We start from the raw sequence: 1,016 nt of genomic DNA on the forward strand, positions 1-1,016 counted from the left end.
TCTCTTTTAAATCCATCTTCATGCCCGGCTTCCCCCTTCCCTTGACGGACAAAGACGTTGATCATACACATGTAAATCGGTTTCATAGTCGACTAAAACGGAAGGGGTATAGGCTTCTTCCCATTTCGCGGGATACTCCGAACGCTTCGCCTCCATCAACACCCCGATCTCATGGGGCGTCAAATCCCACCGTTGATACTTGTCAAGCCACTGGGCGATCTCATAGACGGTGTACCGCTCCAGCAGCTTCTGCACTCCTCGAATGCGTGATGCCGTCTGTTTCGGTTGTTCCATGAAGTATTTCCTAATGGCCTCCGGCAAGTAAACTCGAAACCGCGAATACTCCACCACCCGGGGCTTTTGCGCCCATTCCGCCAAAATGTCCTTCCAAGGGAGCTCCCGTCGCTTTTTCGTGTACGGCCTTGGCGCTTCCAGGTACACCTCCCCTTCCTGGGACAAAACCATGAAACGATCCCATTCCTTTTTGACAAGGACACGGTTGGGAACCGGGATCCCATGAACCACAAACGCCTCCCCATCCACCGTTACTTCCCCGTATTTATTGACATTAGCGTGGTGGAAGGAGAAGATCGGGAGATCTCTCTCCGGCAGGACAAGCAACTCCTTTTGTTCTTCCTGCCATAATTCCTCAATGGTTCTCCCTTTTTCATAGTGGGGGCGGGCTCGATCTTCGATCATCTTGCGATGCAGCCACTCCGCCAGTTCTTCATCCCCCTCGATCAACGGAGCAGGGACAAAGCAGTGTTGACGAGTATAGTAAACTTTCCGTTCGACATTCCCTTTTTCGTGTCCGCTATACGGATTGCACGCCTGTACGTCAAACCCATAATGAAGCCGGAATCGCTCAAATGCTTCAGTATATTGACGTTCGCCTCCTTTTCGAATCGAAACCACCGCCGCCGCCAAATTGTCGATGCGCAGTTTTCTCGGGACGCCTCCGGCTTGGCGAAACAGCTGAGTGAGCCCGTAAAGAAAACATTCGCTGTTTTCCGCCG

General features: G+C 52.2%; 1 protein-coding gene. It reads right to left on the reverse strand.

Going from position 1 to position 1,016, the window contains the following annotated elements:
- Window positions 1–18: 18 nt before the first annotated feature.
- The coding region (locus IC21_RS12935; protein ID WP_035180998.1) for a DDE-type integrase/transposase/recombinase at window positions 19–1,016 on the reverse strand (998 nt) is incomplete at its 5' end.

The organism is Heyndrickxia coagulans DSM 1 = ATCC 7050, assembly GCF_000290615.1.
Lineage (GTDB): Bacteria > Bacillota > Bacilli > Bacillales > Bacillaceae_C > Weizmannia > Weizmannia coagulans.